Raw genomic sequence first — 26313 nt, forward strand, 5'->3', positions numbered from 1 at the left:
TAGCTGATTTACTTTACGTTTACGTAAACGTAAATTAGAAGTATTATTTGCCCAACTTCCAACAACACGAGGATGACATGCTCCATTTGCCCGGCTTGACCTTTGATCACGGCGAAGATATCGCGGCGCTGCGCGCCACCGTGCAGCAATTCGCACAATCCGAAATCGCACCGCGCGCGGGTGAAATCGACCGCAGCGACCAGTTCCCGATGGATTTGTGGCGCAAGATGGGCGAACTCGGCTTGCTCGGCGTGACCGTCGGCGAGGAGTACGGCGGCACCGACATGGGTTACCTCGCGCACATCGTCGCGATGGAGGAAATTTCGCGCGCCTCGGCCTCGGTCGGCCTGTCGTACGGCGCGCATTCCAACCTGTGCGTCAACCAGATCAAGCGCAACGGCACCGAAGAGCAGAAACAGAAATACCTGCCCAAGCTGATTTCCGGCGAATACGTTGGTGCGCTGGCAATGTCGGAACCGAACGCCGGCTCCGACGTGGTCAGCATGAAGCTGCGCGCCGACTTCAAGGGCGACCGCTGGGTCTTGAATGGCAGCAAGATGTGGATCACCAACGGGCCGGATGCGGACGTGCTGGTGGTATACGCCAAGAACGATCTCGAAGCGGGTCCGCGCGGCATGACCGCCTTCCTGGTCGAAAAGAACTTCAAGGGTTTTTCGGTCGCGCAAAAGCTCGACAAGCTCGGCATGCGCGGCTCGCACACCGGTGAACTGGTGTTCCAGGACTGCGAAGTGCCGGCCGAAAACGTGCTGGGCGGCCTGGGCAAGGGCGTCAATGTGCTGATGTCCGGTCTCGACTTCGAGCGCACGGTGCTGTCCGGCGGACCGCTGGGAATCATGGATGCCTGCATGGATGTCGTGGTGCCATACATCCACGAGCGCAAGCAGTTCGGCCAGCCGATCGGCGAATTCCAGCTCATGCAGGGCAAGATCGCCGACATGTATTCGACCATGATGGCGTGCAAGGCCTACGTCTACGCCGTCGGCCAGGCTTGTGATCGGGCGAAGACGCCGGAGCAAGTGCGCGCGCTGCGCAAGGATGCCGCCGGCGCCATCCTGTATTCTGCGGAAAAGGCGACCTGGATGGCGGGCGAAGCGATCCAGACGCTGGGAGGCAATGGCTACATCAACGAAAACCCGACCGGCCGCCTGTGGCGCGATGCCAAGCTCTACGAGATCGGTGCCGGCACCAGTGAAATCCGGCGCATGCTGATCGGCCGCGAGCTGTTCGCCGAGACCCGCTAGGAACGTGCATCCCCTGCCGCCCGCGCCGCCTATGCGGTGCGTTGCGGCAAAGGCAAGGCGCCGGTCTTGCGTCATGCGCAGCAGCCGCAGGTAATTCGCTACACTGGAGGTTTGGAAAACAAACCGAGCACGCACCCATGCCGCACACCGCATTTCCCAAACTCCTGTCCTCGCAGATCGCATTCGACATCGCGCGCACCATCCTGGACGGCTTCGACAAGCATTACCGCCTGTTTCGTGCCGAAAGCCAGGATGCCAAGCGTTATTTCGAAACCTGCGACTGGAAGACCGCGCAGGTCAAGGCGCGCGATCGCATCGCCTACTACGATGCGCGGGTGCAGGAGTGCGTGCAGATGCTGGAAGACGAATACGACCCGGAGGAAATCGGCGACGAGGTGTGGCGCGAGGTGAAGCTGCACTACATCGGCTTGCTGATCAACCACAAGCAGCCGGAGCTGGCCGAAACCTTTTTCAATTCGGTGTGCTGCAATATCCTGCACCGCACCTATTTTCACAACGATTTCATCTTCGTGCGGCCGGCGGTGGCGACCGAATATATCGAACCGGAAGACGGGCAGCCGACCTACCGCGTGTATTATCCGGCCACCGACGGGCTGCGCTATACGTTGAAGCGCATCATCACCAATTTCCAGCTGTCGCCGAGGTTCGCCGACCTCGACCGCGATGTCGCCTTCGTGGAAACGCGCATGCGCGCCATGTTCGGCAGCGACCTCTTGGAGCCGAACCACCAGATCCAGGTGCTGTCTTCCCTGTTTTATCGCAACAAGGGCGCGTACATCGTCGGCAAGGGCATCAACGGCAACCGCATCTATCCGTTCGTGGTGCCGATCCTCTATAACCGCAAGCGCGAGCTGATCCTCGACACCGTGCTGTTCGACCCGACCCTGATCACGGTGCTGTTCTCGTTTACCCGCGCCTATTTCATGGTTGACATGGAAGTGCCGTCGGCCTATGTGCAGTTTTTGCGCACCCTGATGCCGTACAAGCCGAGGAGCGAGATCTATACCATCCTCGGCTTGCAAAAGCAGGGCAAGGCCGCGTTCTACCGCGACTACCTGCACCACTTGCATCATTCGTCGGACTGCTTCGAAGTCGCGCCCGGCATCCGCGGCCTGGTGATGGTGGTATTCGCGCTGCCGTCCTTCCCGTATGTGTTCAAGGTGATCAAGGATCATTTCCCTCCACCCAAGGAAACCTCGCGCGCGCAGGTCAAGGAAAAATACCTGCTGGTGAAACAGCACGACCGCGTGGGGCGCATGGCCGACACGCTTGAGTATTCGAACGTCGCCTTCCCGCGCTCCCGCTTTTCCGACGACCTGCTGGCCGAGCTGAAGGAAGTCGCGCCCTCGATCGTCGAGGAGGACGGCAACGAAATCATCATCAAGCACCTGTACATCGAGCGGCGCATGGTGCCGCTCAACATCTGGCTGACCGAGGCGGAAAAGCGCGGCGACCATGCCGCCGTCGAGCGCGGCGTGGTCGAATACGGCAATGCGATCAAGGACCTGGTCGGCGTGAACATCTTCCCGGGCGACATGCTGTACAAGAATTTCGGCGTGACCAAGCACGGGCGCGTGGTGTTTTACGACTACGACGAGATCGAATACATCACCGACTGCAACTTCCGCACGATCCCCGCGCCGCGCAACGAGGAAGACGAGATGGCGAGCGAGCCATGGTATCCGGTGGCAAAGAACGACGTGTTCCCGGAACAGTTTGGCACTTTCTTGCTCGGCAATCCGGAAGTCAGGAAATATTTCATGAAGCACCATGCCGATCTGCTCACCCCGCAGTACTGGCAAAACGCGAAGCAGCGCCTGCTGGACGGCCATGTCGAAGACGTGTTCCCGTATCCGCAGGAATTGCGCTTCAGTTACAAACCTGTGGCTCCCGCGGCGCAGGCTGCCTGAGCTTACTTATTGGAGAACTTCGATGAACGATCCGATTGTTATTGTTGGCGCCGCCCGCACCCCGATGGGCGCTTTCCAAGGCGATTTTTCGGCGCTGTCGGCCAATGATCTGGGCGCGGTTGCGATCCGCGCGGCCGTCGAGCGAGCGGGGTTGGAGCCGCAATACGTGAACGAAGTCTTGTTCGGCAATTGTCTGATGGCGGGGCAGGGCCAGGCACCGGCGCGCCAGGCCGCGATCAAGGCCGGCATGCCGCTATCGGCCGGCGCGGTCACGCTGTCGAAGATGTGCGGCTCGGCCATGAAGGCGGCCATGATCGGCTACGACTCGCTGCTGGCCGGCAGCAATGAGGTGGTGGTGGCGGGCGGCATGGAATCGATGACCAATGCGCCCTACCTGATCCCGAAGGCGCGCGGCGGCTATCGCATCGGCCACGCGATGATGTATGACCACATGATGCTGGACGGCCTGGAAGACGCGTATGAAAAGGGCCGCTCGATGGGCACCTTCGGCGAGGAATGCGCGGCGAAATACCAGTTCAGCCGCGAGGCGCAGGATGCGTTTGCGATCGAATCGGTCAAGCGCGCGCAGGCCGCGACTAATGACGGATCCTTCAAGTGGGAAATCGCGCCGGTGACCGTGGCCGGCAAGGGCGGCGACGTGGTTATCGACAAGGACGAGGGACCGTTGAAAGCCAGGCTGGACAAGATTCCGACCCTGAAACCGGCGTTCAAGAAGGACGGCACGATCACCGCCGCATCGTCGTCGTCGATCAACGACGGCGCGGCGGCGCTGGTGCTGATGCGCGAATCGACCGCGAAAAAGCTCGGCTGCACGCCGATTGCGCGCGTGCTGGGACATGCGACGCATTCGCAGGAGCCCAACTGGTTCACGACCGCGCCGGTCGGCGCAATCGACAAGCTGTACAAGAAGCTCGGCCTCACCACCAAGGATATCGACCTGTTCGAGATCAACGAGGCATTCGCGGTGGTGCCGATGGCGGCGATGCGCGATCACGGCATTGCGCACGAGAAGATCAACATCCACGGCGGCGCTTGCGCGCTCGGGCATCCGATCGGCGCATCCGGCGCACGCATCATCGTATCTCTGATCGGCGCGCTGAAGAAGACCGGCGGCCGGCTGGGCGTGGCGTCGCTGTGCATCGGCGGCGGCGAAGGCACGGCCATGGCGATCGAGCTGGTGTGATCTGGCGGTAGCTCCCTTTCCCACGGGGGAAAGGGAGCGGTTTTTTCCGAACGCATGTTAATCAGTACTGACGAGGTCCATCATGCCTACCGCACTCATCATCGGCGCCTCGCGCGGCATCGGCCATGAATTCGTACGCCAGCTGAGAGCCGGCAACTGGAAGGTGTTCGCCACCGCGCGCAGCGACGAGGCGCTGGCGGAATTGCGCACGCTCGGCGCCGAAGCGCTCAAGCTCGACGTCACCAGGCCGGAATCGCTGGCAGGGCTGGGCTGGCAGCTCGACGGCGAAAAGCTGGACCTGGCCGTCTATGTGGCAGGCGTGTTCGGTTCGCGCGACGGCGCGACCGTCTCTCCGACGGCCGAGGAATTCGACCGCGTCATGCATACCAACGTGCTGGGCGCGATGCAGGCCATCCCGCTGGTGGCGCCCATGGTCGAGGCCGCGCAGGGCAGGTTCGGCTTCCTGTCGAGCGGCATGGCCAGCATCGGCGAGGTCGAATCGAGTTACGGCTGGGTGTACCGGGCGTCGAAGGCGGCCCTGAACATGGTGATGAAAAGCGCGTCGCTCGATTATCCGCAGGCCACCTTCGTTGCCCTCGACCCCGGCTGGGTGCGCACCGACATGGGCGGCGAGAATGCGCCGACCACCGTCGAAGAAAGCGTTTCGGGATTGCTGCAGGTGCTACAGGGGCTGGACAAGAGCGATAGCGGCACGTTCCGCAACCGCGCCGACCGCGAACGGGCGTGGTGATAAAAATAACGGGGGAGACATGGTTTTATCCGAACAGCATGAAATGATCCGGGACGCACTGCGCGCCTTTGCGCAGGAGCGGCTCGCGCCGCATGCCGCGCGCTGGGACAAGGAACACCACTTTCCGAAGGACGAACTGAAGGGCTTGGCGCAGCTCGGCGCATTCGGCGTGGCCGTTCCCGAAGAACTGGGCGGCGCCGGCCTGGACTATGTGTCGCTGGCGCTGGTACTGGAAGAAATCGCAGCCGGCGATGGCGGCACCTCGACCGTCATCTCGGTCAACAACTGCCCGGTATGCAGCATCGCAATGATGTATGCGAACGAGGCGCAGAAGGAGCAATGGTTGAAGCCGCTGGCGGCAGGCGCAATGCTCGGCGCATTCTGCCTGACCGAGCCGCACGTGGGCAGCGACGCCTCCGCGCTGCGCACGACGGCCACGCGTGACGGCGACCATTACGTGCTCAACGGCGTGAAGCAGTTCATCACCAGCGGCAAGCATGCCGATGTTGCCATCGTCATGGCGGTCACCGACAAGGCCGCCGGCAAGAAGGGCATCAGCGCGTTCTGGGTGCCGACCAATACGCCCGGCTACGTGGTCGCCCGGCTGGAAGAAAAGATGGGCCAGCACTCGTCGGACACCGCGCAGATCCTGTTCGAGGATTGCCGCATCCCGGCGCAGAATCTGATCGGCGAGGAAGGGCAGGGCTACAAGATCGCCCTGTCGGGCCTGGAAGGCGGGCGCATCGGCATCGCCTCGCAGTCGGTCGGCATGGCGCGCGCCGCGTTCGAGGCGGCGCTGGCATATGCGAAGGAGCGCACCAGCTTCGGTAAACCGTTGTTCGAGCACCAGGCGGTGCAGTTCAAGCTGTCGGAGATGGCAACCCAGATCGAGGCGGCGCGCCAGCTGATCTGGCATGCGGCCAGCCTGAAGGACGCCGGCAAGCCGTGTCTCAAGGAAGCGGCGATGGCGAAACTGTTTGCCAGCGAAATGGCCGAGCGCGTCTGCTCCGATGCGATCCAGATCCATGGCGGCTACGGCTATGTCAGCGACTTCCCGGTGGAGCGGATTTACCGCGACGTGCGGGTGTGCCAGATCTACGAGGGCACCAGCGACATTCAGAAAATCCTGATCGGCCGCGCGCTGGCCTGATTATCGAGAGGGAATCATGAGTAAGCCGATCGACTTCTATTTCGATTTTTCTTCGCCCTACGGTTATTTCGCGTCGACCCGCATCGATCAGCTCGCCGAGCGTTACGGTCGCGCGGTGAAATGGCATCCGCTTTTACTCGGCGTGATCTTCAAGACCACCGGCGGCGCGCCGCTGCCGGCAGTGCCGCTGAAAGGGGACTACGCATTCCGCGATTTCGAGCGCACCGCGCGCTTTCACGACATTCCCTATGCCCGGCCGGAACTGTTTCCGCTGCCGACGCAACTGGCGGCGCGCGCAATGCTGTGGATTGAGCAAAGCCAGGGCGAAGCCAAGGCGGTGGAATTCGCAAAAGCGGTCTATCGCGCGTACTTTGCCGACGGCAAGAAGATCATCGACCCCGACGTGATCGGCCCGCTCGCGTCAGCCATCGGCATCGACGCCGGAGCGTTGGTCGACGGCGCCAACGGCGCGGATATCAAGGAGCGCCTGCGAGTCGACATCGAGGCGGCGGTCGCGCGCGGCGTGTTCGGTTCGCCCTTCGTGATCGTCGACGACGAGCCGTTCTGGGGCTTTGACCGCTTCGATCAGGTGGAGGCGTATCTGAAGAATGGAAAAATCTGACAGGGAGACAGCGATGCCGATGAAAAAAGGTTACAAGGCGCTGGTCGACGAAGCGATGGCGCAAGTGAAGACCTACACCGTGGAGCAGGCGCGCGCCAAGCTCGACGATCCCAACGTGCAGTTCGTCGACGTGCGCGACGTGCGCGAGCTGGAGCGCGAAGGCATCATCCCCGGTGCATATCCGGCGCCGCGCGGGATGATCGAGTTCTGGGTCGATCCGGAGTCTCCCTATTTCAAGCCGGTGTTCGGGGAAAACAAGGAATTCATCTTCTTTTGCGCGGCCGGCTGGCGCAGCGCGCTGACCACCAAGACGGTGCAGGACATGGGGATGGAAAACGTCGCGCATATCGAAGGCGGCTTCGGCGCGTGGAAGAAGGCCGGGGCGCCGGTGGCAGAGAAAGTGAAGAAAGTCTGATGTCTCGTTTTGAGTTGATTGCATTCGATTGCGATGGCGTGCTGGTCGACAGCGAGCCGATTACCTGCGGCGTACTGGCCGACATGCTGACCGAGCTGGGATGGGAAATGTCGGTGGAGAAAACGATCCGCGCCTTCGTCGGCAAGCACGTGCGCGACGAGATGCCGAATATTGAAGCGCGTATCGGCAAGCCGTTGCCGCCGGATTTTTACGAGCAGTTCATCGAGCGGCGCAACCGCGGCCTCGAGACGAGCATCACGGCCGTGCGTGGCGTGCACGGCGCGATCGAGCAACTGGCGGTGCGCAATACGCCGTTTTGCGTGGCTTCCGGCGCAGACCGCGCCAAGATGCGTTTGACCCTGGGTCGCACCGGTTTGCTGCCGTTTTTTGAAGGACGGTTATTCAGCGGTATGGAAGTGCCGCGCACCAAGCCTGCACCGGACGTCTACCTGCTGGCAGCGCGGACGATGGGCGCGGACCCGGCGCGCTGCGCAGTGATCGAGGACACGCCGACCGGCATTGCCGCTGGCCTTGCCGCCGGCATGACCGTGTTCGGCTATGCGGAACGCATGGATCCGCAGCTGCTGCGCGACGCCGGCGCGGCCGAGGTGTTTGATGACATGGCGCAGCTGGCGGAGTTGGTGGCATGACCGCCAAGGCGCAGGCCATGCCGTGCCCGTGCGGCAGCGGCAGGAGCTATGCGGCGTGCTGCGGGCGCTTCATCGAAGAGGGCATCGCGCCGCAGACCGCCGATGAGCTGATGCGCTCGCGCTACAGCGCCTACGTGGCGAGGAACGAGGCATACCTGAAGTCGACCTGGCATCCGAGCACGCGCCCCGTCGAGCCGGTAGTCGAGAACGACGGCGGAAAATGGCTGGGTCTGGAGGTGCGCAGGCATGTGCCGGCCGGCGACAAGGCAACCGTGGAATTCGTGGCCCGCTACAAGGTGGGAGGACGCGCGCACCGCCTGCACGAGATCAGTAACTTTGTACGTGAAGATGGACGTTGGTTTTATGTAGATGGCAGTTTTCCAATAACAAAATAACTGGAGAAAGTGCGATGGTACGGTTGGTTATAAGCTATGACCAAGGCAGTCAGGATGCGCCGTTGATTGAACAGACGATTGGCGATTTCTTCGATGCGATGGTTGGCCGTTTTCCGGATAACGAGGCGCTGGTGTCGTGCCACCAGCAGTTGCGCTATCGCTATCGTGAATTGCAGCGCGAAGCCAACCGGCTGGCCAGCGCGCTGCTCGGCCTGGGCATCGTGCCCGGCGACCGGGTCGGCATCTGGTCGCACAACAACGCGCAATGGCTACTGACGCAGATCGCCACCGCCAAGGTCGGCATCGTGCTGGTCAATATCAATCCGGCCTACCGCATCGCGGAACTGGAATATGCCTTGAACAAGGTCGGCTGCAAGGCGCTGATCACGATGACGACCTTCAAGACCAGCGATTACCTGGAAATGATCCGCTCGGTCGCGCCCGAGATTTCCCAATATGAGCCGGGAAAACTGCAGGCGGCGCGCGTGCCGGAGCTGACGACCGTGATTCAGCTGGGAGACGACAATGTGCCCGGCATGCTGCGCTTTGCCGACCTGATGGCAGGCGGCAGCGCCGACGATGTGCGCATCACGCAGATCGGCGCGACGCTGAAGAATACCGACCCGATCAATATCCAGTTCACCAGCGGCACCACCGGCTTTCCGAAGGGCGCGACGCTCACGCATCGCAATGTGCTCAACAACGGCTATTTCATCGGCGAGGCGATGAAGTTGACGCCGGCCGACCGGTTGTGCATTCCGGTGCCGCTGTACCATTGCTTCGGCATGGTGCTCGGCAATCTCGCCTGCCTGACGCACGGCGCGACCATCGTCTATCCGAACGACGCCTTCGACCCGCTGGCCGTGCTGCAGGCGGTGCAGGACGAGCGCTGCACCGGACTGCACGGCGTGCCGACCATGTTCATCGCCGAACTCGATCATCCGCGCTTCAAGGACTTCGACCTGTCGACGCTACGCACCGGCATCATGGCCGGCTCTCCCTGCCCGATCGAGGTGATGAAGCGCGTGGTGTCCGACATGCACATGGGCGAAGTGACGATCGCCTACGGCATGACCGAAACCAGCCCGGTGAGCTGCCAGAGCACGACCGACACGCCGCTGGAAAAGCGCGTGTCGACAGTGGGCAAGACGCAGCCGCACCTGGAAGTCAAAATCGTCGATCCGGACTCGGGCAAGACGGTGCCGGTCGGCACTTCCGGCGAGCTGTGCACGCGCGGTTATTCGGTCATGCACGGCTACTGGAGCGATCCGGAAAAGACGGCCGAGGCGATCGATGCCGAAGGCTGGATGCATACCGGCGACCTGGCGGTGATGGATGACGAAGGCTATGTGAACATCGCAGGCCGCATCAAGGACATGGTGATCCGGGGCGGCGAGAACATTTATCCGCGCGAGATCGAGGAATTCCTGTACCGCCATCCGGCAGTGCGCGACGTGCAGGTGGTCGGCGTGCCGGACAAGAAATATGGCGAGGAATTGTGCGCATGGATCATCCTGCGCCCGGATGCGCAGCTCGATGCCGAGGCGTTGCGCGACTACTGCAAGGGGCAGATCGCGCATTACAAGATTCCGCGCTACATCCGCTTCGTCGACGCCTTCCCGATGACCATCACCGGCAAGGTGCAGAAATTCCGGATCCGCGACCTGATGAAACAAGAGCTGCATCTCTCCGAAGAGAAGACGGCTTGAACAGAGATAGAAAACAAGGGAAGGTGAAATGCCGCAAATTGAAAGCAAACTGAATCCGCGCAGCGAGGAATTCAAGGGAAACGCCGAAGCGATGCAACGCGTGGTCGACGACCTCAAGGAAAAAGTCGAGAAAATCATGCTGGGCGGCGGCGAGGACGCGCGCAAGAAGCACACCGCGCGCGGCAAGCTGCTGCCGCGCGACCGCGTCCAGATGCTGCTCGATCCGGGCACGCCGTTCCTGGAATTCTCGCAGATGGCGGCGTACGACATGTACCACAACGCCGCGCCGGGCGCCGGCATCATCACCGGCATCGGGCGGGTGGCGGGCCAGGAATGCGTGATCGTGTGTAACGACGCCACCGTCAAGGGCGGGACTTATTATCCGATCACTGTGAAAAAGCACCTGCGCGCGCAGGAAATCGCCGACCAGAACAACCTGCCGTGCATTTACCTGGTCGACTCCGGCGGCGCCAACCTGCCGAACCAGGATGACGTGTTCCCCGACCGCGACCACTTCGGCCGTATCTTCTACAACCAGGCCAACCTGTCCGCCAAAGGCATTCCGCAGATCGCAGTGGTGATGGGTTCGTGCACCGCCGGCGGCGCCTATGTGCCGGCCATGAGCGACGAATCGATCATCGTCAAGGAACAGGGCACGATCTTCCTGGGCGGTCCGCCGCTCGTGAAGGCGGCCACCGGCGAGGTGGTCAGCGCCGAAGACCTGGGCGGCGGCGATGTGCACACGAGATTGTCCGGCGTGGTCGACCATCTGGCGCAAAACGACATGCACGCGCTGGCGCTGGCGCGCACTATCGTGTCCAACCTGAACCGCAAGAAGCCGCAGCAACTGGTGCTGCGCGAACCGGTCGAGCCGAAATACGACGTGCGCGAGCTGTACGGCGTGATCCCGACCGATACGCGCAAACCGTTCGATGTGCGCGAAGTGATCGCGCGCATCGTCGACGGCAGCGAATTCGACGAATTCAAGGCGCGCTACGGTACGACCCTGGTGTGCGGCTTCGCGCACATCTTCGGCATGCCGGTCGGGATCATCGCCAACAACGGCATCCTGTTCTCGGAATCGGCGCTGAAAGGCACGCACTTCATCGAACTGTGCTGCCAGCGCAAGATCCCGCTGGTATTCCTGCAAAACATCACCGGCTTCATGGTCGGCCGCAAGTACGAGAATGAGGGCATCGCGCGCAACGGCGCGAAGATGGTCACGGCCGTGTCGACTGCGGCGGTGCCGAAATTCACCGTCATCATCGGCGGCAGCTTCGGTGCCGGCAACTACGGCATGTGCGGCCGCGGCTTTTCGCCGCGCATGTTGTGGATGTGGCCGAACGCGCGCATCTCGGTGATGGGCGGCGAGCAGGCAGCGAGCGTGCTGGCGACTGTCAAGCGCGACGGCATCGAGGCCAAGGGGGGCAGCTGGAGCGCCGAAGAGGAGGAAGCGTTCAAGGCGCCGATCCGCGCGCAGTACGAGCACCAGGGCCATCCGTATTACGCGACCGCGCGGCTGTGGGATGACGGCGTGATCGATCCGGCCGACACGCGCATGGTGTTGGGACTGGGGCTTTCCGCAGCGCTGAATGGGCCGATTCCGGAAACGAAGTTCGGCGTGTTCCGGATGTGATGGAGAGAATATGAACTGGCAGACGATCGAGATCGGCAGGCAGGGGTACGTGGCGACGGTAACGCTGAATCGGCCCGACGTGCGCAACGCATTCAATGAAACGGCGATCGCCGAACTCATGCAGGCGTTCCGGGAACTGGGAGCGGATGGCAGCATTCGCGCCATCGTGCTGGCCGCGCGCGGCCCGGCCTTCTGCGCGGGCGCAGACCTGAACTGGATGAAGAAAATGGCCGGCTACACGCACGAAGAAAACCGGGCGGATGCGGCGCAACTGGCGGAAATGCTGCGCGCCATCTACACCTGCCCGAAGCCGACATTGGCAAAAGTGCAAGGCGATTGCTATGCGGGCGGCATGGGATTGGTCGCCGCCTGCGACATCGCTGTTGCTGTAGAGAATGCAAATTTTTGCCTGTCCGAAGTCAAACTGGGCCTCATTCCTGCGACAATCTCGCCTTACGTGATCAGGGCCATGGGCGAAAGCGCCTCCCGCCGGTATTTCCTGACCGCAGAGCGGTTTTCCGCGTCGGATGCGCACCGGATCGGATTCGTGCATGAAGCGGTGAGTTCCGACCGGCTCGATGCGGCCTGCGACGAGATCATCAAAGCGCTGGTATCGAACAGTCCGCATGCGGTGAAGGAAGCCAAGCGCCTGGTGCACGACGTGGCCGGCATGCCGCTTTCCGACGCGCTGATCGCCGACACCGCGCAGCGCATCGCGGATATCCGCAGTTCGGACGAGGGAAAGGAAGGCGTGCGCTCCTTCCTTGAAAAGCGCAAGCCGGCCTGGTTGAACCAGTAAAGCGCAACTCGTTCCGCCGGGACGGGATTACCATTTCGGAGCTGTATTTGAAGTCAAGCCAACAATCCACCTGGATCGCACGCAGCCTGAAGAGCGTGTGGCATCCGTGCACCCAGATGCAGCACCATGAAACGGTGCCGCTGGTGCCGGTCAGCCATGGCCGCGGCGCATGGTTGTACGATGCCGACGGCAATCGCTACCTGGATGCGATCAGCTCGTGGTGGGTCAATCTGTTCGGCCACGCGAACCCGCGCATCAATGCCGCGTTGAAGGACCAGCTCGACAAGCTCGAGCATGCGATGCTGGCCGGCTTCACGCACGAGCCGGTGATCGCGCTGTCGGAGCAGCTCTCCGCGCGCACCGATCACGTGCTCGGCCACTGCTTTTACGCGTCGGACGGTGCATCCGCCACCGAGATCGCGCTGAAGATGAGCTTTCACTTCTGGCGCAACGGCGGAAAAAGTGAAAAACGCGAATTCGTTTGCCTGAAAGGCAGTTATCACGGCGAGACGGTCGGCGCTTTGTCGGTGACCGACGTGCAGCTGTTTCGCGATGCCTACGGCCCGCTGCTGCAGCAATCGCATGTGGTCGCCACGCCCGACGCGCGCCATGCGCAAGAAGGCGAATCGGCGGCCGACGTGGCGCGCCGCGCGGCCCGGGAACTGGAGGTCCTGTTGCAGCAGCGCGCGGATCACATCGCGGCAGTGATCGTCGAGCCGCTGGTGCAGTGTGCGGCCGGCATGGCGATGTACGATCCGGTTTACCTGCGTGAAGTGCGCAGCCTGTGCGACCGCTATCGGGTACACCTGATCGCTGATGAAATCGCGGTCGGCTGCGGCCGCACCGGCACCTTCTTCGCCTGCGAACAGGCAGGCGTCTGGCCCGATTTCGTGTGCCTGTCGAAGGGCATCAGCGGCGGCTACCTGCCGCTGTCGCTGGTGATGACGCGCGATACGATCTACCAGGCGTTCTACGACGCGGACGTAACGCGTGGCTTTCTGCACTCGCATTCCTACACCGGTAACCCGCTCGCATGCCGCGCCGCGCTCGCGACGCTGGCGATCTTCGATGAAGACGACGTGCTTGCCAAAAACCGTGAACGCGCGGCGCGCATCACCGCCGCGTTGGCTCCGCTTGCCATGCATGAAAAGGTGCGCAACTTCCGCCAGCGCGGCATGATCTGGGCGTTCGATGCGGTGGTCGACGATGCCGCGCAGGCCGCGACCTTCTCGCGCCGTTTCTTTACCGAAGGCTTGAAGCGCGAGCTGTTGTTGCGCCCGATTGGCCGCACCGTGTACCTGATGCCGCCGTACATCCTGGACGAGGAAGAAATCGATGGACTGGCCAAGCGCACCGGCGCCGTGTTCGAACAAGTGATCGGAGCATGACGATGGAACTGCTCACCGCACTCGAACGCGAACTGAAACAGCTGGACGAGCGCAGCCTGCGCCGCCGCCGCCGCATCGCCGACACGCCCTGCGCGCCGCACGTCACAGTCGACGGGCGCGCCATGCTGGCGTTTTGCAGCAACGACTATCTTGGCCTGGCTGCGCACCCGCGCCTGGTCGCCGCGCTGCAGGAAGGCGCGGCGCTGTATGGCGCCGGCAGCGGCGCATCGCACTTAATCAGCGGCCACTCTCGCGCGCACGCGCAGCTGGAGGAACGGCTGGCGGAATTCATGTCGCCGCACCTGGAATCGGCGCGCGCGCTGTATTTCTGCACCGGATTCATGGCGAACCTGGCAATTCTGTCGACGCTGGCCGGACGCGACGCCGACCTGTTTTCCGAAGCGCTCAACCACGCATCGCTGATCGACGGCGCCAGGCTCTCCCGCGCCAACCTGCACGTCTACCCGCACGGCGACACCGAAGCGCTGGAGCGCCTGCTCCAGGCCAGCACGGCCGCCACCAAGGTGGTGGTGACCGACAGCGTGTTCAGCATGGACGGCGATCTCGCGCCGCTGCCGCGCCTGCTGCAATTGTGCGAGCAGTACGGCGCCTGGCTGGTGATCGACGACGCGCACGGTTTCGGTGTGCTGGGCGAACACGGACGCGGCGCGCTGGAGCATTTCGCGATGCGCTCGCCCCATCTGGTCTACATGGGTACGCTGGGCAAGGCCGCCGGTGTCGGCGGCGCTTTCGTCGCCGCGCATGACACCGTGATTGAATGGCTGGTGCAGCGTGCGCGCCCCTACATCTACACCACGGCGGCGGCGCCCGCGCTGGCGCACGCGTTGCTGGCCGCGCTCGACATCATCGACGGCGAAGAAGGCGCGCAGCGGCGCGCCCATCTGCAGGCATTGATCGCACAGCTAAAAGACTCGCTGCAATTCAGCCGCTGGCAGCTTTTCCCGTCGCAAACGGCGATCCAGCCGGTCATCATCGGCGCCAATGACGAGGCATTGCGGGCAGCGGCCAGGCTGCATGAGCAGGGCCTGTGGGTGCCGGCGATCCGCCCGCCGACCGTGCCGGCCAATACGGCGCGGTTGCGCATCACGCTGTCGGCCGCGCACAGCGCGCAGGACGTGAAGCTGCTGGCCGACGCGTTCAATGCACTGGAACAGGAGTGAAGCCATGAGCGCGAACATTGCCTACTTTGTCACCGGCACCGACACCGAAATCGGCAAGACGCTGATTTCCAGCGCATTGCTGTACGCGCTGACGCAGCAGGGATTGCGAGCGGCCGGCATGAAGCCGGTCGCCGCCGGCGCGGAATTGCGCGATGGCGTCTGGCGCAACGAAGACGCGGATCGCCTGGCTTCCGCCGCCAATGTCACTCTGCCGCCGCAGCTGACCACGCCCTACCTGCTGCGCGAGGCGACCGCGCCCCACATCGCAGCGCAGCAGGAAGGCGTGACGATCGATGCATCGCATATCCGCGCCTGCTACGACCAGGTGGCGGACGCGGCCGATGCGGTCGTGGTGGAAGGCGTGGGCGGCTTTCGCGTACCGCTGTCGGATACCTTCGACACCGCCGATCTGGCCCGGCTGCTCGGGCTTCCTGTGATCATGGTGGTCGGTCTGCGCCTCGGCTGCCTGAACCACGCCTTGCTGACCGCGGAGGCGATCGCCGCGCGTGGCTTAACGCTGGCCGGCTGGGTTGCCAACGTGGTCGATCTCGGCATGCTTTACGGCATGGACAACATCAATGCATTGACCTCGCGCCTGTCCGCGCCGATGCTGGGCTGCGTGCCGCGCCTGCCGGCGGCGCTGCCGAATGCCGCGGCGGCGCACCTCGATTTCTCAAGTTTGCCGGGCTGGCCTAAGAGCCGGCCGGCGCGTCCCCTTTCACCCTGATTGACCTTGACTCTAAGGAAGCTGTTTATGTCGTCGCAACCGATTACGTTCCATTCCCTTCCCACTCCCGCTGAACTCCGGGCCGCCGCCGCGCAGCTCTGGCCGGTCGACAAGGTGCTGGAACTGTTCGAACTGCCGTTCAACGATCTGCTGTTCCGCGCGCAGCAGGTGCACCGCGAGAATTTCGACCCGCAGGAAGTCGAGCTGGCCACGCTGCTGTCGATCAAGACCGGCGGCTGCCCGGAAGACTGCGGCTACTGTCCGCAGGCCGCGCGCTACGACACCGGCGTGCAGGCGCAAAAACTGATGGAACTGGAAAACGTGCTGGAGGCGGCGCGCGCGGCCAAGGCGCACGGCGCGACGCGCTTCTGCATGGGTGCCGCGTGGCGCGGACCGAAGGACCGCGACCTCGACCATGTGGAAGCGATGGTGCGCGGCGTGAAGGATCTCGGCCTCGAAGCCTGCGTCACGCTCGGCATGCTGGAAGACGGCCAGGCCGAGCGCCTGAAGGCCGCCGGCCTCGACTACTACAACCACAACCTCGACACCGCGCCCGAGTTCTACAACGACATCATCACCACCCGCAATTACGACAGCCGTCTCGACACGCTGGAGAAGGTGCGCAACGCCGGCATCAAGGTTTGCTGCGGCGGCATCGTCGGCATGGGCGAGTCGCGCCGCCAGCGCGCCGGCCTGATCGCGCAGGTGGCGAACCTCGACCCCTATCCGGAATCGGTGCCGATCAACCACCTGGTGCAGGTGGCCGGCACGCCGCTGCACGGCCTCGACCCGCTCGACCCGCTCGAATTCGTGCGCACCATCGCCGTGGCGCGCATCACCATGCCGAAGGCGCGCGTGCGCCTGTCGGCGGGACGGCGCGAGCTGGGCGAAGCCATCCAGGCGCTGTGCTTTACCGCCGGCGCAAACTCGATTTTCTACGGCGACAAGCTGCTGACCACCGGGAACCCGGATGCGGAAGCGGACATGGCCTTGCTGGAAAAGCTAGGCATGCGTGTCAAGCACACGAAGATCGACGCCAAGCTGGCCGCGAACAATTAAAGCAAACGCATTTTTCCTTGCGCGCCCGCGCGGGGAAGACCAGACTCCGGCGCACCGGCGCCGGACAGAACAAAACTGCCACCCAAAGGAGATAGTGTGTTCACCAAGATCCTGATTGCCAACCGCGGCGAGATCGCTTGCCGCGTTGCCGCCACCGCACACCGCCTCGGCGTCAAAAGCGTCGCGGTGTATTCGGAAGCGGATGCCAACGCCAAGCATGTTGCCGTATGCGACGAAGCCGTGCTGATCGGACCGGCGCCGGCGAAAGAAAGCTATCTGCGCGCCGACAAGATCATCGAGGTCGCGCTGGCGACCGGCGCCCAGGCGATCCATCCCGGCTACGGCTTCTTGTCGGAGAACGAGGATTTCGCCGAAGCCTGCGCCAAGGCGGGACTGGTCTTCATCGGCCCGCCGGCGTCGGCGATTCGCGCGATGGGTTCCAAGTCGGCCGCGAAGGCATTGATGGAAAAGGCCGGCGTGCCGCTGGTGCCCGGTTATCACGGCGATAATCAGGATGCGGATTTCCTGCACGAGCAGGCCGACCGGATCGGTTATCCGGTACTGCTCAAGGCATCCGCCGGCGGCGGCGGCAAGGGCATGCGCATCGTCGAGAAGAGCGCGCAGTTCAAGGCGGCGCTGGAGTCGTGCAAGCGCGAAGCGATCAACAGCTTCGGCGACGACAAGGTGCTGGTGGAGAAATACCTGACGCGCCCGCGCCATATCGAGATCCAGGTGTTCGCCGACGGCCGCGGCGACTGCGTCTACCTGTTCGAGCGCGACTGCTCGGTGCAGCGCCGCCACCAGAAGGTGCTGGAGGAAGCGCCCGCGCCCGGCATGACGGAAGAACGCCGCCGCGCGATGGGCGAGGCCGCGGTGGCCGCGGCCAAGGCGGTCGGCTATGTCGGCGCCGGCACGGTCGAATTCATCGCCAACCAGGACGGTTCGTTCTATTTCATGGAGATGAACACGCGCCTGCAGGTCGAACATCCGGTCACCGAGATGATCACCGGGCTCGACTTGGTCGAGTGGCAGCTGCGCGTGGCGGCCGGCGAGGCGTTGCCGAAACAGCAGCACGAGCTGACGATTCGCGGCCACGCGCTCGAAGCGCGCATTTACGCGGAAAACCCCGAGAAGGGCTTTTTGCCGTCGATCGGCACGCTGCGCCACATGCACACGCCGCACGCGGTGACCTTCGAGGTGGGCGGCGGCGCGGCGGTGGGTGCTCCCGCCGCGATGCGCATCGACTCCGGCGTGCGCGAAGGCGACGCGATTTCTCCGTTCTACGATCCGATGATCGCCAAGCTGATCGTCTGGGGTAACGACCGCGACGAGGCGCTGGCGCACATGGCGCAAGCCTTGTCGGAATACCAGATCGTCGGCCTTGCCACCAATGTCGCTTTCCTCAAGCGCCTGGTCGAGAGCACGCCGTTCTCGCAGGCCAATTTGGACACCGGCCTGATCGAGCGGCACCAGGAAGAACTGTTCCCGCCGGCGCAACCGGCGGCGCTGCCGACGCTGGCGCTGGCAGCCGCATCGCTGTTGACCTCGGAGCAGAGCACGGGCGCGGCAGCCAACGATCCTTGGGCCAATACGAGCGGCTGGCGCATGAATTCCACGCTGGCACGTCAGCTCGATTTCGCCGACGATTCGACGGCCTATCCGCTGGCGGTCGGCTATCGCGAGACCGGCTGGACGGTTCGCCTCGGTGACGAATCGGCGGTGATGACGCTGGTCGAGCGCAATGGACAGCATCTCGTGATCAAGCTGAACGGCGCTACCGTGCGCGGCACCGTGGTGCGCGACGCCGATGCCTTCCACGTCTTTAGCGGCGGCGCGCATGTCGCGCTGAACTACAACGACCCGCTCGCGCATGCGGGCGAGGCCGAAGCCGAAGGCGGCCGCCTGACTGCCCCGATGCCCGGCAAGATCGTCGCGCTGCTGGTCGAGAAGGGCAAGGAAGTCGAAAAAGGCGCGCCCTTGCTGATCATGGAAGCGATGAAGATGGAGCACACGATCGCCGCGCCCGCCAGCGGCATCGTGGAAGAGCTGCTGTACGCGATCGGCGACCAGGTCGCGGAAGGTGCGCAACTGCTGGCGTTCAAAGCCGCCTGAGCCTGACGGGATTGCACGCGATGCGTATCCTGTTCCATTCTCCGGCCGACGATTCGGCTGCGTGGACGTCGGCGCTGGCGTCCGCGTTGCCCGAGGCAAGCGTGCGTGTGTGGCGGGAGGGCGACAACGATCCGGCGGATTACGCGATTGTATGGAAACCGCCCGCCGCGATGCTGCAAGCGCGCCATGATTTGAAAGGAATCTTCAATCTGGGCGCGGGAGTCGACGCGATCCTGCAACTGGGCGATGTCTTGCCGGCCGGCGTGCCGATCGTGCGTCTGGACGACGCCGGCATGGCGATCCAGATGGCCGAATACGTCACTCATGCGGTGCTGCGCCACTACCGCCGCTTCGATGAACTGGATGCGCAGGCGCGGGCCGGCCGCTGGAACCGGGAATTGCAGCCGTTTCGGAAAAGTGATTTCCCGGTCGGCATCTTGGGGCTCGGCGTGCTCGGCACAAGCATCGCGCAGGCGCTCGCCCCGTTCGGTTTTCCGCTGCTCGGCTGGAGCCGCGGCAGGAAAGAACTTCCGGGTGTCAGCTGCCACGCTGGCGAGTCCGAACTGGACGCTTTCCTGCGCGGCTCGCGCGTGCTCGTGTGCGTATTGCCGCTGACATCGGAAACCGCAGGCATCCTGAACCGCGCGAACATGGAGAAACTGCGCGGCGGCGCTTACGTCATCAACATCGCGCGCGGCGCGCATCTTGTCGAAGAGGACTTGCTCGCGTTGCTGCACGAAGGGCATGTCGCCGGCGCGACGCTCGACGTCTTCCAGGCTGAACCGCTTCCGGCGGGCCATCCGTTCTGGCAAGAGCCTCGCATCACGATCACGCCGCATGTCGCGGCATTGACCCTGCTCGAGGAAAGTGTGATTCAGATCGCCGCGAAAATCCGGGCGATGCAACGCGGCGAAACGGTCGCCGGTATCGTGGACCGCATGAAAGGATATTGATATGACCCTGCCTTCCCAAGTCAAAATCGTCGAAGTCGGGCCGCGCGACGGCCTGCAGAATGAAAAGGAAACCATCCCCGCTGAGATCAAGATCGAACTGGTCGATCGGCTGACCGCGGCAGGTTTTTCCAATATCGAGGCAGCGTCCTTCGTGTCGCCGAAATGGGTGCCGCAGATGGCAACTTCCTCGGAGGTGATGGCGCGCATCGCACGCAAGCCAGGCGTGGTGTATTCGGTGCTCACGCCGAACATGAAGGGCTTCGAGGCGGCGCTGGAAGCGAAGGCCGACGAAGTGGTGATCTTTGGCGCCGCGTCGGAGGCATTTTCGCAAAAGAACATCAACTGCTCGATCGCTGAATCGATCGAACGCTTCCGCGACGTCGCGCAAGCCGCCAAGCAAAACAATGTGCGCCTGCGCGGCAGCATCAGCTGCGCGTTCGGCTGCCCCTACCAGGGCGAAGTAAGCGCCGACAGCGTGGCCGACGTGGTGCGGCGCCTGCGCGAACTCGGCTGCGACGAGATCGACATCGCCGACACCATCGGCGTGGGCACGCCGAAAAAGGTGCAGGCGGTGATGGAGCGCGCGGCCAGGGAATTCCCGATCGCGCGCCTGTCCGGGCATTTCCACGACACTTACGGCCAGGCGCTGGCCAACATCTATGCCAGCATGGAAGTCGGCATCGCGATCTTCCACTCGTCGGTGGCCGGTCTGGGCGGCTGTCCGTACGCCAAAGGCGCGACCGGAAACGTGTCGACCGAAGACGTGCTGTACATGATGAACGGCCTCGGCATCTCCACCGGCATCGACCTGGACGCCGTGGTCGATGCCGGCCAGTTCATCTCGCGCCACCTCGGCCGCAAGGCGGCCAGCCGCGCCGGCAATGCGATCGCCGCCAAGCGCAACGGCTGACGGAAGGGGCGGGCAGGCGCCGCCCGCATGGGTGGACGTGTGGTGAAAAAATCGAAGCTGCCGCCATTGCTGGCCGAAATCCGGTCCTGCCAGGCCTGCGCCGCGCATCTGCCTCACGGGCCGCGCCCGGTGGTGCAGGCGGGCGCGCATGCGAGGCTGCTGATTGTCGGGCAGGCGCCCGGCCGGCTGGTGCATGAAACCGGCATACCCTGGAACGATCCGTCCGGCGACCGCCTGCGCGCCTGGCTGGGCCTGGCGCCCGACGTGTTCTATGACGAGCAGCGCGTGGCGATCGTGCCGACCGCGTTTTGCTATCCGGGCAAGGGCAAGAGCGGCGACTTGCCGCCGCGCGCCGAATGCGCGCCCTTGTGGCATGCGCCGCTCATGGCGGAGCTGCGCGACGTGCGGCTTACCCTGCTGATCGGACGCTATGCGCAGGAATTCTATTTAAGAGAGAATTGCAAGGCGACGCTGACCGAAACGGTGGCCGCCTATGAACAATATCTGCCGCGGTATTTCCCGCTGCCGCACCCGAGCCCGCGCAACCGCCTGTGGTTCAAGGCGAACGGCTGGTTCGAACGCGACGTGGTGCCGGTACTGAAGCGCCTGGTCGCCGCGGCACTAACCTGAATCGAATGCACATGAAGCTTCCAGATACAGCCCAGCGCGTATCCGACCTGCTGAAGGAACTGGGCCACGACAAGCCGGTCGTGATGCTGCCGGAAACGGGCAAGACTTCCGCCGAAGCGGCGGCCGGCCTCGGCTGCTCGGTCGCCGAAATCGCGAAATCGATCGTATTTCGCCGGCTGGCGGACGATGCGCCGGTGATGGTGGTCGCCAGCGGTGCCAACCGCGTCGATGAAGGCAAGGTGGCAGCGCTCGTCGGCGCGCTCGGCCGCGCCGACGCCCGGTTCGTGAAGGAACGCATCGGGTACGCCATCGGCGGCGTGTGCCCGATCGGGCATGTGCAAAAGACGGTGATGCTGGTCGATGAAGACTTGCTCAGGTTCGACAGCGTGTGGGCGGCGGCCGGCCATCCGCACGCGGTGTTCAACCTGACGCCGCAGCAGCTGCTGGCGCTGACCGGTGCGCCGGTGGCTGACGTCGCATTGCGCAGCTCCAATTGATTCGAAACCAGCCTCTTCGCCGATCCGATGAAACCGACCCTTGCCCCCGGCATCACCTTCGAATGGACCTATGTCGTGCCCGAGCGCTCGACCGTGCCCAACCTGTACCATGACACCGCGTTCTGCCTCGACATGCCGGACGTGCTGGCCACCGGCTACATGGTCGGCATGATGGAACTCGCTTGCGTGCACGGCATCATGCCCTATGTCGACTGGCCGCGCGAGCAGAGCCTGGGCGTGCATGTGAGCTTTTCGCACCTGGCGCCGACCCCGCCCGGCATGACGCTCACCATCAGGGGCGAGGTGACCGAGGTCGACGGGCGCCGCGTGAAATTCCGCGTCGAGGCCTGGGATGGCATCGACAAGATTACCGAAGGCGTGCACGAGCGCATGATCATCGCGCCGGAAAGGTTCAACGCCAAAGTGGAACAGAAGAAGGCGAAGCTGGCGGCATGAGTATCGATTTCGATCCGGCGACGGATGGCGCGCAGACGCCGTCGCCCTGCATCAATGTGTGCCGGATGAATGCGCAGACCGGCTTGTGCGAGGGCTGTTTTCGCACCATCGACGAGATCGCGCGCTGGGGGACGGCGAGCAACGAGTTCAAGCGCGCGGTGTGGGACGAGATCAAGCGGCGGCAGGAGCAGTTGTTCCAATAACCAGGATGGGAGGTGGCATGCGGCAGCTCGATTGGTATTTCGATTTCATCTCTCCGTTCTCCTACCTGCAAAGCGAGCTGCTGCACACACTGCCTGCGGACATAGAGATCCGTTTTAAGCCGGTGCTGTTCGCCGGCCTGCTCAACCACTGGGACAACAAGGGCCCGGCCGAGATCCCGCCCAAGCGGCTGTGGACCTTCGAGCATTGCGCATGGCTCGCGCACAAGCACGGTGTCAAGCTGACCGCGCCGGCTCATCACCCGTTCAATCCGTTGCCGCTCTTGCGGCTATGCATCGCGCTCGGCGGCACGCAAGAGGTGGTGCGCCGCCTGTTCCGCTACGTCTGGCGCGACGGTCACCTGCCCACCGAGGCGGAACACTGGCAGGCGTTGTTGCGGGAGCTACGTGCAACTACCGAAATGCTCGACGCGCCGCATGTGAAGCAGCAATTGCGCAATAATGGCGAGCAGGCGATCGCCGCCGGTGTGTTCGGCGTGCCGACCGCCGTCGTCGACGGGCGCTCTTTCTGGGGGCTCGATGCAACCGACATGCTGATCGCCTATCTGCACGGCGACCCCTTTTTCCAATCCGAACAGCTGAAGCTGGCGCAAACCCTGCCGCAAGGCGTACATCGCAACAAGACATGAAATTCGAGTTCTACAAGCCGGAAAAGCCCGTCACCGGTCCTGCCTACAGTCCCTGGTTCAAGCTGGTCGCGACCGGCCTGACGGCGGTGCTGGCCGCCTATGGCATCCACATCGCGCTGAACTTCCCGCTGATGCAGTACAGCTTCGGCGTGAAGGCCTTGCTGCTCGGCGCCGCGCTGATGCTGGGCGTGAGCTATTACTGGTTCCTGCGCTCGACCATCACCATCGACGCCAATGGCATTACGCAGACCTGGATGTACAACCGCCACGTCGAATGGCGCGACATCCGCAGCGCGAAGATGATCGGCATCCCCTACGCTGGCTGGCTGTTCCCGCCGCGGCTGGTGGTGCGCACCGGGAATGCATTCCTGACCTTCAACGGCGGCTCGCAGGCGGTGCTGGTCGAGTTCGCGAAAATTTCACTTGCCTACCAGATGAAAAAATGAAGCTGCCTGCATCGATGCATGTGTTCCAGCGCGGCTGGCTGTCGTCCAACAATATCCTGTTTGTCGGGAGTGAAGAGACGGCGCTGGTCGACAGCGGCTACGTCACCCATGCGGCGCAGACCGTGGCGCTGGTGTCGCATGCATTGCAGGGCAGGGCGCTTAACCGCCTGATCAACACGCACTTGCATTCCGATCATTGCGGCGGCAACGCGGCGCTGCACAGCGCGTTCGGCTGCCGCACGTCGATTCCCGCCGCCGAAGCCGACAAGGTGCGCGCCTGGAACGAGGACGCGCTGACGTATGCGGCGACAGGGCAGGCTTGCGCGCGCTTCGGTTTCGACGACACGCTCGCGCCTGGAGATGTGCTCACGCTGGGCGACATGACCTGGCAGGCGCTGGGCGCGCCGGGCCATGACCCGCATTCGCTGATTTTTTATTGTCCCGACGAACGCATCCTGATTTCCGCCGATGCCCTGTGGGAGAGCGGCTTCGGCGTGGTGTTCCCGGAGCTGGAAGGGGAGCCGGGATTCGCCGAGGTGCGCGCGACGCTGGAACTGATTGCGTCGCTCGACGTGAAGCTGGTGATCCCGGGGCATGGTGCGCCGTTTGCCGGCGTGGACAAGGCGCTGGAAACGGCGTTTTCGCGCATCGATTATTTCATGGCGGACCCGAGGCGCAATGCGCAGAATGCGCTCAAGGTGCTGCTGAAATTCCTGCTGCTGGACCGGCAGCGCATGACGCTCGACGAGGTGCGGGGGCTGTTTGCGCGCATGCGCCTGTCGGTGGAAGCGAATCGGCGCTACTTCAATCTGTCCGAGGCGGAACTCGCGCAGTGGGCAGTGGATCAACTGGTACGGGCCGGCGCGGCGCAGCTGGCGGATGGCGTCTTGGTGAACCGCGATTAGCGCCCGCCGATTGTGCATCGGCAGACCGGAGATACATCCTCCAGCCTGCCCAGCTACTGTTACTTCAACTCGTACTTCACATCCGCGAACGACTTCAACTCCGGCAGGTCTTCGAATTGCGGTGCGCGTCCCTGCTGCTTGGCCATGAACGACTCCAGCAGGTTGCTGCCCTGCCAGATGCCGGACTGCAGCCAGCCCATCTGCTGCAGCGCGTCGTGCGTCGAGTGGTCGCGCGCGTAGTGGATCGCCTGCTTGCTGCCCCAGATCGCGACCGGTGGCTTGGAGGCGATTTCGCGTGCCATCTGCAGCGCGGCTTCCAGCATCGCCTCCTGCGTGTCGAACACCTCGTTGACCAGGCCCACCGCGAGCGCGCGCTGCGCCGGCAGGCGGCGGCCGGTGTAGGCGAGCTCGTGCACGATACCTTCCGGGATCAGCTTCGGCAGGCGCTGCAGCGTGCCCATGTCGGCTGTCATGCCGATGTTGATCTCCTGGATGCAGAAGAAGGCGTCGGCGCTCGCCAAGCGGATGTCGCAGGAGCACACCATGTCCAGGCCGCCGCCGATGCAGCCGCCCTGGATTGCCGCGATGACCGGCATGCGCAGCTGCTCGATCAGGTTGAATACCTGTTGCATGTCGTCGATGAGCGACGCGATGCTGGCGCGCCCGCCCGCCGATTTTTCATTGAGCGAGATGCCGGACTCCGGGCCGCCGGCGAACACGTCGAGCGCCATGCCGGCGGTGAAATGCTTGCCGGTCGACGAGATCACCAGTGCACGGGCCGACGCCATGCGCTGCAGCGCCTGCAGCACTTCGGTCAGCTCGCGCCACAGCACCGGCTGCATGGTGTTCAGCGCAGCGGGGCGGTTGAGGACTAGGTGGGCGACTTTGTCGGTGATGCTGAAATCGATGCATTGATACGTCATGGGTAGCCTCCTTTTATTGTTTGGTTGACTCGTTGCGCGGCATCTGCAGCGAGCGCAGCACCGCGTCGACCGCCGCCTCGAACAGTTCGTCCGCGCGCTCGGTTTTCAGGTAATAGCCTTTCAGCTCCAGGCTGACCGCGCCGTGCATCGCTGCCCACAGCAGACGCGCCGCGGCGGTCGGGTTCGATGGCGGCAGTGCGCCGCTCTTCATGCAGGCGTCGAACGCGTCGATCAGGACCTCGAACGATTCCCACGCCTTCTTGCGCGATTCGACCGGCGGCACGAAGCCCGCGATCGCGTCGCCGAACATCACCATGTAATAGCTCGGGTTGTGCTTGGCGTACTGATGGTAGACGCGCGCATGCAGCCGCAGCGGTGCCAGCCCGTCACTGTCGTTCTTGCTGCCCGCCTGTTCTGACGCTACCCGGAATTCCTCCTTCAGCCGGGCGAAGCCTTCCAGGTACAGCTCGTTGGACAAGCCGTCCTTGCCGCCGAAGAAAGAATACAGCAGCGTGGTCGAGCAGTTCACCGCTTCCGCCACGCGCCGCACCGTCAGCGCCGATGGGCCTTCGTCGGTCAGCAGGCGGGTGGCGGCGTCCAGCATGCCCTGGCGCAGCGACTGGCGCAGATCTTCCTGGGCCTGGCGAAAATCGATCGGCGACTTCTTGGATTTCATCGGGAAAGGGACAAAAAAGCGTTTGACAAAAACATTGTTTTTTCTGGTAACATCATAACCAGAATATAAAAAAACG

28 protein-coding genes are annotated in these 26313 nt (G+C 63.6%); 26 read left to right on the plus strand and 2 right to left on the minus strand.

The genetic code is table 11. The features are described from left to right. The first annotated feature begins 77 nt into the window (after nt 1-77). The 26 genes from FAY22_RS19695 (at nt 78) to FAY22_RS19820 (ending at nt 24638) form a co-directional block, all read left to right on the plus strand. The gene (locus FAY22_RS19695; RefSeq protein WP_146332351.1) at nt 78-1262 is read left to right on the plus strand and encodes an isovaleryl-CoA dehydrogenase; all 1185 of its coding nucleotides are present in this window, start codon (nt 78-80) and stop codon (nt 1260-1262) included. A 137-nt stretch (nt 1263-1399) separates the two neighbouring features. Further along, a complete protein-coding gene (gene aceK / locus FAY22_RS19700; RefSeq protein WP_146332353.1) occupies nt 1400-3193 on the plus strand; it encodes a bifunctional isocitrate dehydrogenase kinase/phosphatase in 1794 nt (597 codons plus the stop codon). A 22-nt stretch (nt 3194-3215) separates the two neighbouring features. Further along, entirely contained in the window at nt 3216-4397 is a 1182-nt protein-coding gene (locus FAY22_RS19705; RefSeq protein ID WP_146332355.1) for an acetyl-CoA C-acetyltransferase, read from the plus strand. A gap of 82 nt (nt 4398-4479) precedes the next feature. Continuing rightward, nucleotides 4480-5148 (plus strand): SDR family oxidoreductase, encoded by a 669-nt coding sequence (locus FAY22_RS19710; protein ID WP_146332357.1) that lies wholly within the window; start codon nt 4480-4482, stop codon nt 5146-5148. Nucleotides 5149-5167: 19 nt separating this feature from the next. Then, on the plus strand, nt 5168-6298 hold the full coding sequence (locus tag FAY22_RS19715; protein ID WP_146332359.1) for an acyl-CoA dehydrogenase family protein: 1131 nt from the start codon (nt 5168-5170) through the stop codon (nt 6296-6298). A 16-nt stretch (nt 6299-6314) separates the two neighbouring features. Continuing rightward, the gene (locus tag FAY22_RS19720; protein WP_146332361.1) at nt 6315-6920 is read left to right on the plus strand and encodes a 2-hydroxychromene-2-carboxylate isomerase; all 606 of its coding nucleotides are present in this window, start codon (nt 6315-6317) and stop codon (nt 6918-6920) included. 13 nt (nt 6921-6933) lie between these two features. After that, nucleotides 6934-7335 (plus strand): rhodanese-like domain-containing protein, encoded by a 402-nt coding sequence (locus FAY22_RS19725; protein WP_146332363.1) that lies wholly within the window; start codon nt 6934-6936, stop codon nt 7333-7335. After that, complete coding sequence (locus FAY22_RS19730) at nt 7335-7985, plus strand: HAD family phosphatase (protein ID WP_146332365.1); 651 nt, start codon at nt 7335-7337, stop codon at nt 7983-7985. Before FAY22_RS19725 ends, FAY22_RS19730 begins: the two co-directional genes overlap by 1 nt. After that, on the plus strand, nt 7982-8380 hold the full coding sequence (locus tag FAY22_RS19735) for a YchJ family protein (RefSeq protein ID WP_146332367.1): 399 nt from the start codon (nt 7982-7984) through the stop codon (nt 8378-8380). Before FAY22_RS19730 ends, FAY22_RS19735 begins: the two co-directional genes overlap by 4 nt. A 14-nt stretch (nt 8381-8394) precedes the next feature. Next, nucleotides 8395-10089, plus strand: coding sequence for an AMP-binding protein (locus FAY22_RS19740; RefSeq protein WP_146332369.1), 1695 nt, complete (start codon nt 8395-8397; stop codon nt 10087-10089). 28 nt (nt 10090-10117) lie between these two features. Continuing rightward, nucleotides 10118-11725 (plus strand): carboxyl transferase domain-containing protein, encoded by a 1608-nt coding sequence (locus tag FAY22_RS19745; protein ID WP_146332371.1) that lies wholly within the window; start codon nt 10118-10120, stop codon nt 11723-11725. A 10-nt stretch (nt 11726-11735) separates the two neighbouring features. Further along, complete coding sequence (locus FAY22_RS19750; protein WP_146332373.1) at nt 11736-12524, plus strand: enoyl-CoA hydratase/isomerase family protein; 789 nt, start codon at nt 11736-11738, stop codon at nt 12522-12524. Between the two features lie 47 nt (nt 12525-12571). Further along, nucleotides 12572-13912: an adenosylmethionine--8-amino-7-oxononanoate transaminase gene (bioA, locus tag FAY22_RS19755; protein WP_146332375.1), complete on the plus strand. Its 1341-nt coding sequence runs from the start codon at nt 12572-12574 to the stop codon at nt 13910-13912. 2 nt (nt 13913-13914) lie between these two features. Further along, the gene (gene bioF, locus FAY22_RS19760) at nt 13915-15093 is read left to right on the plus strand and encodes an 8-amino-7-oxononanoate synthase (RefSeq protein ID WP_146332378.1); all 1179 of its coding nucleotides are present in this window, start codon (nt 13915-13917) and stop codon (nt 15091-15093) included. A gap of 4 nt (nt 15094-15097) precedes the next feature. Further along, on the plus strand, nt 15098-15820 hold the full coding sequence (gene bioD / locus FAY22_RS19765) for a dethiobiotin synthase (RefSeq protein ID WP_146332380.1): 723 nt from the start codon (nt 15098-15100) through the stop codon (nt 15818-15820). A 27-nt stretch (nt 15821-15847) separates the two neighbouring features. After that, nucleotides 15848-16879, plus strand: coding sequence for a biotin synthase BioB (bioB, locus tag FAY22_RS19770; RefSeq protein ID WP_146332382.1), 1032 nt, complete (start codon nt 15848-15850; stop codon nt 16877-16879). Between the two features lie 96 nt (nt 16880-16975). After that, complete coding sequence (locus FAY22_RS19775) at nt 16976-18991, plus strand: acetyl/propionyl/methylcrotonyl-CoA carboxylase subunit alpha (RefSeq protein ID WP_146332384.1); 2016 nt, start codon at nt 16976-16978, stop codon at nt 18989-18991. 20 nt (nt 18992-19011) lie between these two features. Beyond that, nucleotides 19012-19944, plus strand: a complete 933-nt coding sequence (locus FAY22_RS19780) for a glyoxylate/hydroxypyruvate reductase A (protein WP_146332386.1) — start codon at nt 19012-19014, stop codon at nt 19942-19944. Between the two features lies 1 nt (nt 19945). After that, on the plus strand, nt 19946-20854 hold the full coding sequence (locus FAY22_RS19785) for a hydroxymethylglutaryl-CoA lyase (RefSeq protein WP_146332387.1): 909 nt from the start codon (nt 19946-19948) through the stop codon (nt 20852-20854). A 27-nt stretch (nt 20855-20881) separates the two neighbouring features. Further along, the gene (locus FAY22_RS19790; protein WP_146332388.1) at nt 20882-21484 is read left to right on the plus strand and encodes a uracil-DNA glycosylase family protein; all 603 of its coding nucleotides are present in this window, start codon (nt 20882-20884) and stop codon (nt 21482-21484) included. A gap of 5 nt (nt 21485-21489) precedes the next feature. Beyond that, nucleotides 21490-21981: a YbaK/EbsC family protein gene (locus FAY22_RS19795; RefSeq protein ID WP_146332389.1), complete on the plus strand. Its 492-nt coding sequence runs from the start codon at nt 21490-21492 to the stop codon at nt 21979-21981. A 27-nt stretch (nt 21982-22008) separates the two neighbouring features. Further along, entirely contained in the window at nt 22009-22437 is a 429-nt protein-coding gene (locus tag FAY22_RS19800; protein WP_146332390.1) for a thioesterase family protein, read from the plus strand. Further along, nucleotides 22434-22640, plus strand: a complete 207-nt coding sequence (locus FAY22_RS19805; protein WP_146332391.1) for a DUF1289 domain-containing protein — start codon at nt 22434-22436, stop codon at nt 22638-22640. Before FAY22_RS19800 ends, FAY22_RS19805 begins: the two co-directional genes overlap by 4 nt. Before the next feature lie 17 nt (nt 22641-22657). Next, the gene (locus tag FAY22_RS19810; RefSeq protein WP_246860582.1) at nt 22658-23287 is read left to right on the plus strand and encodes a 2-hydroxychromene-2-carboxylate isomerase; all 630 of its coding nucleotides are present in this window, start codon (nt 22658-22660) and stop codon (nt 23285-23287) included. Next, nucleotides 23284-23733, plus strand: a complete 450-nt coding sequence (locus FAY22_RS19815; protein WP_146332394.1) for a hypothetical protein — start codon at nt 23284-23286, stop codon at nt 23731-23733. Before FAY22_RS19810 ends, FAY22_RS19815 begins: the two co-directional genes overlap by 4 nt. Further along, nucleotides 23730-24638 (plus strand): MBL fold metallo-hydrolase, encoded by a 909-nt coding sequence (locus FAY22_RS19820; RefSeq protein ID WP_146332396.1) that lies wholly within the window; start codon nt 23730-23732, stop codon nt 24636-24638. The genes FAY22_RS19815 and FAY22_RS19820 overlap by 4 nt, the downstream gene beginning before the upstream one ends. Before the next feature lie 59 nt (nt 24639-24697). Here FAY22_RS19820 and FAY22_RS19825 read toward each other — a convergent pair whose 3' ends face one another. Both FAY22_RS19825 and FAY22_RS19830 read right to left on the minus strand, forming a co-directional pair. After that, nucleotides 24698-25561: an enoyl-CoA hydratase-related protein gene (locus FAY22_RS19825; RefSeq protein ID WP_146332398.1), complete on the minus strand. Its 864-nt coding sequence runs from the start codon at nt 25559-25561 to the stop codon at nt 24698-24700. A gap of 13 nt (nt 25562-25574) precedes the next feature. Continuing rightward, nucleotides 25575-26237 (minus strand): TetR/AcrR family transcriptional regulator, encoded by a 663-nt coding sequence (locus FAY22_RS19830; RefSeq protein ID WP_146332400.1) that lies wholly within the window; start codon nt 26235-26237, stop codon nt 25575-25577. Nucleotides 26238-26313 lie beyond the last annotated feature (76 nt).

This window comes from Noviherbaspirillum sp. UKPF54, from assembly GCF_007874125.1.
In the GTDB taxonomy this organism is placed as follows: domain Bacteria; phylum Pseudomonadota; class Gammaproteobacteria; order Burkholderiales; family Burkholderiaceae_D; genus Noviherbaspirillum.

What these genes read in the sequence shown, in the direction of transcription:
- FAY22_RS19825 (WP_146332398.1), bottom strand. Translation starts at nt 25,561, where the DNA reads ATGACGTATCAATGCATCGATTTCAGCATCACCGACAAAGTCGCCCAC.
- bioF (WP_146332378.1), top strand. Translation starts at nt 13,915, where the DNA reads ATGGAACTGCTCACCGCACTCGAACGCGAACTGAAACAGCTGGACGAG.
- FAY22_RS19810 (WP_246860582.1), top strand. Translation starts at nt 22,658, where the DNA reads ATGCGGCAGCTCGATTGGTATTTCGATTTCATCTCTCCGTTCTCCTAC.
- bioD (WP_146332380.1), top strand. Translation starts at nt 15,098, where the DNA reads ATGAGCGCGAACATTGCCTACTTTGTCACCGGCACCGACACCGAAATC.
- FAY22_RS19695 (WP_146332351.1), top strand. Translation starts at nt 78, where the DNA reads ATGCTCCATTTGCCCGGCTTGACCTTTGATCACGGCGAAGATATCGCG.
- FAY22_RS19780 (WP_146332386.1), top strand. Translation starts at nt 19,012, where the DNA reads ATGCGTATCCTGTTCCATTCTCCGGCCGACGATTCGGCTGCGTGGACG.
- FAY22_RS19745 (WP_146332371.1), top strand. Translation starts at nt 10,118, where the DNA reads ATGCCGCAAATTGAAAGCAAACTGAATCCGCGCAGCGAGGAATTCAAG.
- FAY22_RS19705 (WP_146332355.1), top strand. Translation starts at nt 3,216, where the DNA reads ATGAACGATCCGATTGTTATTGTTGGCGCCGCCCGCACCCCGATGGGC.
- FAY22_RS19800 (WP_146332390.1), top strand. Translation starts at nt 22,009, where the DNA reads ATGAAACCGACCCTTGCCCCCGGCATCACCTTCGAATGGACCTATGTC.
- FAY22_RS19795 (WP_146332389.1), top strand. Translation starts at nt 21,490, where the DNA reads ATGCACATGAAGCTTCCAGATACAGCCCAGCGCGTATCCGACCTGCTG.
- FAY22_RS19725 (WP_146332363.1), top strand. Translation starts at nt 6,934, where the DNA reads ATGCCGATGAAAAAAGGTTACAAGGCGCTGGTCGACGAAGCGATGGCG.
- FAY22_RS19740 (WP_146332369.1), top strand. Translation starts at nt 8,395, where the DNA reads ATGGTACGGTTGGTTATAAGCTATGACCAAGGCAGTCAGGATGCGCCG.
- FAY22_RS19805 (WP_146332391.1), top strand. Translation starts at nt 22,434, where the DNA reads ATGAGTATCGATTTCGATCCGGCGACGGATGGCGCGCAGACGCCGTCG.
- FAY22_RS19830 (WP_146332400.1), bottom strand. Translation starts at nt 26,237, where the DNA reads ATGAAATCCAAGAAGTCGCCGATCGATTTTCGCCAGGCCCAGGAAGAT.
- FAY22_RS19720 (WP_146332361.1), top strand. Translation starts at nt 6,315, where the DNA reads ATGAGTAAGCCGATCGACTTCTATTTCGATTTTTCTTCGCCCTACGGT.
- FAY22_RS19750 (WP_146332373.1), top strand. Translation starts at nt 11,736, where the DNA reads ATGAACTGGCAGACGATCGAGATCGGCAGGCAGGGGTACGTGGCGACG.
- FAY22_RS19785 (WP_146332387.1), top strand. Translation starts at nt 19,946, where the DNA reads ATGACCCTGCCTTCCCAAGTCAAAATCGTCGAAGTCGGGCCGCGCGAC.
- aceK (WP_146332353.1), top strand. Translation starts at nt 1,400, where the DNA reads ATGCCGCACACCGCATTTCCCAAACTCCTGTCCTCGCAGATCGCATTC.
- FAY22_RS19815 (WP_146332394.1), top strand. Translation starts at nt 23,284, where the DNA reads ATGAAATTCGAGTTCTACAAGCCGGAAAAGCCCGTCACCGGTCCTGCC.
- FAY22_RS19715 (WP_146332359.1), top strand. Translation starts at nt 5,168, where the DNA reads ATGGTTTTATCCGAACAGCATGAAATGATCCGGGACGCACTGCGCGCC.
- FAY22_RS19820 (WP_146332396.1), top strand. Translation starts at nt 23,730, where the DNA reads ATGAAGCTGCCTGCATCGATGCATGTGTTCCAGCGCGGCTGGCTGTCG.
- FAY22_RS19730 (WP_146332365.1), top strand. Translation starts at nt 7,335, where the DNA reads ATGTCTCGTTTTGAGTTGATTGCATTCGATTGCGATGGCGTGCTGGTC.
- FAY22_RS19710 (WP_146332357.1), top strand. Translation starts at nt 4,480, where the DNA reads ATGCCTACCGCACTCATCATCGGCGCCTCGCGCGGCATCGGCCATGAA.
- bioB (WP_146332382.1), top strand. Translation starts at nt 15,848, where the DNA reads ATGTCGTCGCAACCGATTACGTTCCATTCCCTTCCCACTCCCGCTGAA.
- FAY22_RS19735 (WP_146332367.1), top strand. Translation starts at nt 7,982, where the DNA reads ATGACCGCCAAGGCGCAGGCCATGCCGTGCCCGTGCGGCAGCGGCAGG.
- FAY22_RS19790 (WP_146332388.1), top strand. Translation starts at nt 20,882, where the DNA reads ATGGGTGGACGTGTGGTGAAAAAATCGAAGCTGCCGCCATTGCTGGCC.